This window comes from Methanocorpusculum sp., assembly GCF_030655665.1.
Taxonomy (GTDB): Archaea; Halobacteriota; Methanomicrobia; order Methanomicrobiales; family Methanocorpusculaceae; genus Methanocorpusculum.
The window spans coordinates 183321-190401 of the sequence record NZ_JAUSPQ010000007.1; the positions used below are offsets into that span (position 1 = coordinate 183321).

General features: G+C 47.7%; 10 protein-coding genes. 3 read left to right on the top strand and 7 right to left on the bottom strand.

Translation table 11 applies throughout. The features are described from left to right. Positions 1 to 70 precede the first annotated feature (70 nt). A complete protein-coding gene (gene surE / locus Q7J08_RS06055; RefSeq protein WP_304910795.1) occupies positions 71 to 862 on the top strand; it encodes a 5'/3'-nucleotidase SurE in 792 nt (263 codons plus the stop codon). On the opposite strand, the gene Q7J08_RS06060 is transcribed toward surE, so the two are convergent. The 4 genes from Q7J08_RS06060 to Q7J08_RS06075 are packed head-to-tail and all read right to left on the bottom strand — an operon-like array spanning position 859 to position 3051. Then, entirely contained in the window at positions 859 to 1365 is a 507-nt protein-coding gene (locus Q7J08_RS06060) for a flavodoxin family protein (RefSeq protein ID WP_304910796.1), read from the bottom strand. The genes surE and Q7J08_RS06060 overlap by 4 nt on opposite strands. Positions 1366 to 1413: 48 nt before the next feature. Next, positions 1414 to 1749, bottom strand: a complete 336-nt coding sequence (locus tag Q7J08_RS06065; RefSeq protein WP_304910797.1) for a hypothetical protein — start codon at positions 1747 to 1749, stop codon at positions 1414 to 1416. Next, the gene (locus tag Q7J08_RS06070; protein WP_370651237.1) at positions 1746 to 2474 is read right to left on the bottom strand and encodes a Nif3-like dinuclear metal center hexameric protein; all 729 of its coding nucleotides are present in this window, start codon (positions 2472 to 2474) and stop codon (positions 1746 to 1748) included. The genes Q7J08_RS06065 and Q7J08_RS06070 overlap by 4 nt, the downstream gene beginning before the upstream one ends. Before the next feature lie 16 nt (positions 2475 to 2490). Next, positions 2491 to 3051, bottom strand: a complete 561-nt coding sequence (locus tag Q7J08_RS06075; protein WP_304910798.1) for a hypothetical protein — start codon at positions 3049 to 3051, stop codon at positions 2491 to 2493. A 94-nt stretch (positions 3052 to 3145) separates the two neighbouring features. On the opposite strand from Q7J08_RS06075, the gene Q7J08_RS06080 reads away from it, so the two are divergent. After that, a complete protein-coding gene (locus Q7J08_RS06080) occupies positions 3146 to 3763 on the top strand; it encodes a hypothetical protein (RefSeq protein ID WP_304910799.1) in 618 nt (205 codons plus the stop codon). A 34-nt stretch (positions 3764 to 3797) separates the two neighbouring features. Here Q7J08_RS06080 and Q7J08_RS06085 read toward each other — a convergent pair whose 3' ends face one another. From Q7J08_RS06085 to Q7J08_RS06095, 3 genes are read right to left on the bottom strand one after another with little or no spacing between them, the layout of a single operon-like run. Next, positions 3798 to 4724, bottom strand: coding sequence for a hydantoinase/oxoprolinase family protein (locus Q7J08_RS06085; protein WP_304910800.1), 927 nt, complete (start codon positions 4722 to 4724; stop codon positions 3798 to 3800). Beyond that, entirely contained in the window at positions 4721 to 5626 is a 906-nt protein-coding gene (locus Q7J08_RS06090; protein ID WP_304910801.1) for an ATP-grasp domain-containing protein, read from the bottom strand. Before Q7J08_RS06090 ends, Q7J08_RS06085 begins: the two co-directional genes overlap by 4 nt. Position 5627: 1 nt before the next feature. Further along, entirely contained in the window at positions 5628 to 6494 is an 867-nt protein-coding gene (locus Q7J08_RS06095; RefSeq protein WP_304910802.1) for an Mrp/NBP35 family ATP-binding protein, read from the bottom strand. A 320-nt stretch (positions 6495 to 6814) separates the two neighbouring features. Between Q7J08_RS06095 and Q7J08_RS06100 the strand changes: the two genes are divergently transcribed. Then, positions 6815 to 7081: molybdopterin-dependent oxidoreductase (locus Q7J08_RS06100; RefSeq protein WP_304910803.1), on the top strand; the 267-nt coding region annotated here is incomplete at its 3' end.

The window sequence follows — 7081 nt, forward strand, 5'->3', positions numbered from 1 at the left end:
TTCTCCCTGTGATCGATGTCTCCCAAACCCAAAAGGGTAATACCTCACCAATGAAACGTATCTGACAAGCATGCCCCGACCAAAAATACTCTTAACGAATGATGACGGAATCAACTCCGGGGGTCTTTGGGCCGCGTATGACGCCCTATCACTATTCGCTGATGTTACGGTCGTCGCGCCGGCAACCCAGCAAAGTGCAGTAGGCAGATCGATCTCCATCTTCGAACCGATCAGGATGAATGAGTTAACGATGCATGGAACTCAGGCATACTCAGTCGAGGGGCGGCCGACAGATGCACTCCTCCTTGGACTGTATGGACTCGGACTCAGGCCAAACCTTGTAGTATCCGGTATCAATCTTGGAGAAAATATCTCGTTTGAATCGATCACGACCTCCGGCACGGTGGGTGCTGCGATGGAAGCGGTCAATCAGGGGGTCCCTGCCCTCGCATACTCACTCCAAATGAGTGATCAGGGAAATAAATTTGCAGATCCCCGGTCCCACACTACAGATTTCACCCAGAGCAAAGAGGTCGTCACGAAGCTCACCAAACTATTTCTGGAAAAAGGTTTCCCCGCAAAAAGTCAGCTGATCAATATCAATATCCCAGCTGAAAAAATAGAGGGATATGAGGTGACCGTCCTTGGAGAACGAATATTCGAAACCTCGGTCGAACAAAGGATCGACCCGAGAGGCAAACCTTACTACTGGATCAATGGAACACCTCTCTACATCCCGGAAGAGCATTCAGATGTGACGGCACTCAGGAATAATCAAGTTTCGGTCACCCCGCTTTCGATGGACAACACCGCATACAAAGCGTGCAGTGAATTGAAAAATATGATCGTGGATATTAATTAACACATCCGCGAGACAACAGTAGCCACGTAACGCCCGAAATGCTCAGCCTGACGAAGATCGTTCTCAGTTAGCTGACCGTCAGCAGCTAGTCCGTAATGCCCGCCGTTGTGTTCATCGTTGTTTGCTTCGGGAGAGATCGGATCGCCAACAACGATCATGCCGTGGATCAGCATTGCCTGAACGATCGATAGGATCGCGGTTTCTTTTCCCCCGGTCCGGTCCCCGGCTGTGGTGAATGCAGCACCGACTTTTCCAACAAGTTTGCCGCGCACAAAGGTGGTGTCATCAATAAACTCTTTCAATTCCGCAGCCACACCCCCGAAATACACCGGGGAACCAAGAATTATTCCATCATAACGAACAAGATCGCTCGCACTCACACGATTAAATGCGAGAACATCGACATCAATCCCATCCACCTCTTTTGCTCCCTTGCCAATCGATTCAGCAAGGATTTTGGTTTTACCGGTCCTGCTGTAACAGGTTACGAGTATTGAGGGCATGCCTATTAGATTGGAGCCAAGGCATTTTAAAAATTGGTTTTGGGAAAATTATTCATACTCGGGTTCATCCTCATCAACACCGTTTTTGTAATACCAGAGATTATAGGTTTCATACATCCCGAGCTCAACCGCGATTTGGACGGCTAGAGTATGCCAGCATTCTTTCCCGTAAAGCAGGGCATTACAACTGCAAAACGAGCCTTCAACAAAGTATTCATCTGTGTTCCCGACAACAACAAAATAATCCCGATACTTTTTTACCCGTTTTTCTCTTACGGCATCAACTGCTTCCAGCCCCCGCTTTCCGTATGCATCAATGAATGCCGTACGCACAACATCATTGAGTTCACCTTCTGTTTTGAGGATCTGGAACGGATGGATCATTGGATGATTGAAGTGACCGGAATATCTTCAATGAACTCCCAGCCATGGGTTTTTGCAAGCACACGCATACCGGGAGCTTCGAGAGCATAATGAGTAGCTTCTATACAGGGAATGGGTGATTCACGGGCAATATTATACTTTAATTCGGATGCCATGTAGGCTTCTGCCCCGAGAGAAACAGCCTCCAGAATCAATTCAGGATCGAACGCCGAACCTCCGGCAACCGCAAGTTTCGTGACATCGGACACATCACCCCATACGCGAAGACCGCAGCCGAGAATATGGGAAATCTCAGCAAAACTTTTCGACATGGTTCCAACAACACCAATAGAGGCAGGGGTCTTCTCCATTCTTACCCAATCGTTGAGCCCGATCTCCTGTGCAAGAACATCGTTTATTCCTCCTTGAGCATGATCAAAATTAGTATGCATGGCATAGAGGTTGATATTATTCCGGAGTAATGGACGAAGAATATCAACATTTCTCCCGGTAACTCCGTGCATCGCATTCCAGAATGCCGGATGGTGAACCACAAGTGCATCGAACCGTTCCTCTGCAGCACGCTCGCAGACATAAGGTGTGGCATCCAGAGCACATCCCACCTTTTCGATCCTGTCGGTTCCGTCAACGATCAGACCAATGCGACCTTCATCAAAATCCTCAGCCAGCATCGGCGGAGCAATTTTTTCCAGAAGATCTATGAACGCGTCTTTATGCATAATCATAATGGGGAGTAAGATATTAATTGAGTTTCTTAATCCGGAACTTTTCCGGTTCGGATTGTACATCCTCCTCGACGTTCCGAAACGTTGAGATCGGTTTTATGGTGAGAACATTGATGTAGAGGGACCCGGCATTGGTAGCTTTGCCAAAAACACGGCCAAGTACCTCAACATCTGCTCCGACCCCGACAAGCGGATCAGGCAGGGCAAAACGTTTAGCAACGACCTGACCAGTCGTATCCTGAATCAGATAGGAGGGTTTGTTCATCATGAGCCCGGTGACTTTCAGAATTTTTCCTTCTATAAGCACGACACTTCCTCTCATCGCCGGAGAGAGCTGACGGGCTCTGACAAGTTTTGCGTGACTGCGGTACTGCGGGGCTTCACGAAGAACCTGTTTCTCATTCAGATAGGAAAGCCAGAGAGGAAGACCTATGAGAAGAGCACAAAGTGGGAGACCTATATATAGATAGATAAGATCTTTGCTGGAACCGTAGGTCATTGCACACATAACTGCAAAAAAAATGGTTGCAGCAAGGAGGAGGGGAGGTAGCCTGACGGTTATGCCTTTTATTTTCATCTGAGTAAGAAATGGGAGGGGGGAGATTATGAAGATAACGCTGATTCAGGTCAGAGGATTGATTACATCTTCTTACCCACTACTAATCACACATATGACCCGTCATCAGGTTAAGATCCCATCCCTTCTCATGACCACGGTATTGGTCGGTATTTCCTCACTAGACGAGACGCTTTTTGCTACAGCAAAACCTTGCCCAATCTGCGGTGGAAAACCCCAGCCATATGATACCAAGAAAAAACTCTATGTGACGTTGAGAACCCCAATGGGACGGAAAAGAATCACGGTCAACATCCGGAGATTCAAATGTAAAAAGTGTGGGAACCTCATTTACGCACAAGAACCGTTCTATCCGGATACCAGACTAGGTTCTGCGATCGTGGATATGGCAATTTCTCTGTCAAGGCTCCATTCCTACTCTCACACCGCTGAGATCATGAAAGCACTGGGAATTGAAATCGACCGGGGTTCGGTCCGGAATTATGCATTATCGGATCTGGCAATTCCTCAGGCAAATTTTCTGTACGGTATGCAGCTGCCAAATTCATTCATCTCCCTTATGACAAAAGAGATTTCGGGACCGAAAGGATCTATCTCATCCCAGGAAATCCTGGCATCAAGTGGTTACCCGGCTTCCTACAAGGTACCGACGGATGGAAAAGGAACTTCAGCAGAGTTCCAAAAACAGAAAAAACTCAAAAAGAAAAATTAGAGTTCCAAAAAACAAATATCGTTCAAACGATTTTTTATATCTGAGAAAAACCCGCTATCTCTCGTACGGCATATGCCGGTAAAGCATCTGCAGGGATTCCCAGTGCAGCCGTAAGATCGATACCGCCGACAAGCGGAGCAAAGGTCGGAGAACCGATACCGCCGACAAGGATGACATCGGCTCGTGCATCCTTTCCAGCTTTTTCCACTGCACTGCAGACAAGATTCTTTTGAGCAGTCCAGAAGGCTTCGGCAATTTTTACAGCACCCTGTTCCCCAATCTCTTCCAGATCAGCACAGACAGTTCGGGCAAGACGTCTAAGGCAGGCATCGCGTGAAACTTCTTTTCCGTCAGGTGTGGCGGATGAATATTCATCGGAACCGATGTGTCCAAGAACAAAATGGGCGTCCCCTGAACAGGCAAAATATTCGGTAGAGAACGGGGTCTTGACCCCGTCGATCTCCGCAGAATTTGCAAGAGTAGCGACCGGTGTTCTAAGCATTCCAGTATAAACGAGATATCCCGCCTGAAGACGAAGAGTATCGGTCAAATTGATAAGTTTATCAAACCGGGCAAAAGGGACGATATCTGCGGTTGTACTGCCGATATCCAGCATCATTCCATTCGGATAAGTTCTTCGAAGAAGATCGACAGAGGCAAGCCAGTTTGCAGCTGCAAGTTCCGGACATGCTTGGGTATGGAATTTTGCATCGGTCCCGTAAAAAACAGCGTCAGGAAATGTTTGCCTGACGGCATCGACAATGAATGAGATACCTTCGGTTTTATTGAAAAAACCATCGGCAAGTTCTCCACTCATTACGACAGCAGCATTGTCGGCAGATGCATAGGCACTGACGATCTCTGCCAGATCAGATTCCTTCCAGAGCGGACAATAGTGAATGTGGACGCCGTGTTCGTCAACGATTTTGAGGTTGGCACCTCCGACGTCAATACCGATCACTCTACAGTTACCCCGCCTACATCATCGAATTTTGCGGTTTTGCCGTTATAGTGGATGCATTCAGGAGGTAAACCGACCGTTGCTTTCAGAAGAACATCGGCGATTTCCTCTTCGATAACATGCACGATCCCAAGGAGACTCATTGTCGGCCGGGGATTTACGTCAACTACCCAGATCTTTTCGCCGACAACCATGTCAAGACCAACATACCCCTGACCGCCAAGAGTTTCGATCGCTTTTTTGGCGACCTCGATCATCTCGGCCTCACGTGGCGGATGAACTGGCGTTTCGCCGCCTTTGTAGACAAAGTTACCATCCGTCCCTACCTCGCAGAACTGACGGTTGATTGTCAGAAAAACCGGAGGGAGGCCGCTGTAAAATCCGCAGGCTTCTCCAACAACCCTGCTGCCAACGATACTTACACTATAATGATCTCCTTCGAGATACTCAACAGACATCTCACCCGCTCCGGGAAGTTCTCCGTCTTTTGCAATGCGAACGCCGACCGAGCCAGCTCCTTTGACTGGTTTGATGACACGCTTGCCGGGATAATCAGCTGGAACTTCAGCCGGCACATCAATGCCGACCTTCGCAAGAAGTTTCCCTGAAAGACGTTTGCTCGCACAGACGGCAATGGACGTACTGTCAGAGCCAATATTATGCGTAGCAAGCTCAAGTGTATGCGTATATTTTGCGAGATATTCATCCGGAGCAATGACCAGACCGTAAGCACAATCTGGAGCCAGACGGGCGATCTCTGAATCAAAATCGCTTCCGGACGGCATCACAACTGAATGCCCTAAGGTTTCAAAACTCTTTTTCAGAGCAGAAACCATGGCTTTTCCCTCAGGAGCGAGAACCGGATCGTGAACTGAGGTATATTCGGCGATGAGAACGTTCATGTTATACGTCGCGTTTTTCTACCTCGGTGATGAGGTTCTCCATGACTTTGTCAACCGCATCCCAGGTCGGGTTGGTCTCGCCGGGTTTTCTGATGAGGAACGGTTTTCCTTCATCGCCGGCTTTTCTCATCTCGATATCGATTGGGATGGCGCCAAGATAGGGTACATTGTATTGAGTGGCAGCTTTTTCTCCTCCGCCTTTCCCAAAGAGATCAACAACCTCGCCACAGTGCGGACACACCATGCCGGACATGTTTTCGATAATACCAAGAACAGGAAGATCCATCATCTCAACGAACTTTATTGCTTTGGTGGAATCCAAAACTGCAACATCCTGCGGGGTGGTTACAATAACGGCTCCTTCGACGTTTGGTGCGAACTGCACAATATTTAATGCTTCGTCACCGGTTCCCGGCGGGAGATCGACGACGAGGTAATCAAGATCGCCCCATTCAACATCACCCAGGAACTGCTGGATCGCGGCGGCCTTCATCGGTCCACGCCATACAACCGGGCTGTCTGTCTCATTTAAAAGAAGTGCCATGGAAATTACTTTCAGAGAGCCGGTAACTTTGACCGGCATGATCTTGTTGCCGATCGCCTGAAGCCGAAGATCTTCAATGCCGAGCATCTTACCGATGCTTGGACCGTGAATATCCAGATCAAGAAGACCGGTCTGATATCCATGGTTCGAAAGGGCGTAAGCAAGGTTGACGGAAACCGTACTCTTTCCAACACCACCCTTTCCTGAGAGAACCAGTATCACATGTCTTACACTGATATCAGCTTTTTTAGGTTTCTGACAGGTATCGGTCTTCTGTGAACATCCATCACAGTGACCATCGCATTCTTCGGGTTGATCGCTCATAATTATCTCCTGAATTGTAAGTCTATATAACTTATTGCATTATCTGTTGTGTGGATTACAGTATAGTCTTTTTGGATTGAGTAAGTAATCATTAAGAGCGAATAAGAAATTTTTGGGGAGATCACAACATATATTGCCGCTTACCTTTCGCGCGCCGCATTAAACGAGAAATATTCATTTTCTACAATATAAATCTAATAAAATTAACACCAGCAATTTCAAGCACACCACAAACCCACTGAAAATAATCAAAAAAATGTCACGAGGAGACACCATTATATATCACGAAAATAGACATCAATAATATCCGAGGTTTATCCATGGAAATAAAGTACGTAACAACAACATGCCCGTATTGCGGGACTGGCTGCTCCTTCAACCTTGTCGTGAAGGATGGCAAAATTATTGATGCCCAGCCGTGTCAGCGCTCTCCGGTCAATGAGGGGAAACTCTGTCCGAAAGGTGTATTCGGCTTTGAGTTCATCAACTCACCCGACCGGTTAAAGACTCCGCTCGTGAAAAAGAACGGAAAACAAGTACCAGCAACCTGGGATGAGGCACTCGCCGTCATCGCAGAAAACTTCGGC